Genomic DNA, 682 nt, shown 5'->3' on the forward strand with positions numbered 1-682 from the left:
TCACGAAAAATGATGTGCGAGAGTGCTTATCAATTAACTCGGGCTAATCTTAGAAACAGGATCGATGAGCTCGAAAAAGTACTGGCACCAGCGGGTGTACGAGTCCGAAAAGATATTCTATTTGATGAGCAGAGAACACTCAGTACAGGTCTGTATGGTGAGGCCTTGCCAACCTACCAGGGTAGCCAGGAAAGCAGGCCCAAGACAATCAAAGTAAAGGGCGGTTCGTCTGGTGGTGACAGCTATTTTGAAAGAGTCTCTCAGAAAGTAGTATCTATGTTTTAAGATTAATTGGGGTCAGAGTAGAATGGCACTTACTTAAGCTAGGACGCGCTCCGACGCTTGTCATTCCCGCTATGCCCCATCGTCATTGCCGCGCAGGCGGCAATCTATTGTTTTGAATCCTACACGACTAAACAAAAAAGAAGACTTCTCGTCGCTGCATGATTTAATGCGTTTAGTTTTACTTTTAATGTGTCGCATAACTCGTAAAAACAATGGATTCCCTTATTCAAGGGAATGACGTCTTTGTTTGCCTTAAGTAAGTGCCATTGGGGTCAGAGTAAAAGCGAAGGTTTTTCCTCTGACCCTGATGATTTAATGATTACAAAATATATTGGCTTAAATCTTCATCTTCAGACAACTCATCGAGTTGCTCTTTAACGTAGTCAGCTGTCACTTC

1 pseudogene is annotated in these 682 nt (G+C 43.0%); it reads left to right on the forward strand.

Annotated elements, in window-relative coordinates:
• Positions 1-285: pseudogene (locus A3735_RS30350) on the forward strand (DUF2958 domain-containing protein); the annotation flags it as partial.
• Positions 286-682: the final 397 nt, after the last annotated feature.

The organism is Oleiphilus sp. HI0061, from assembly GCF_001635675.1.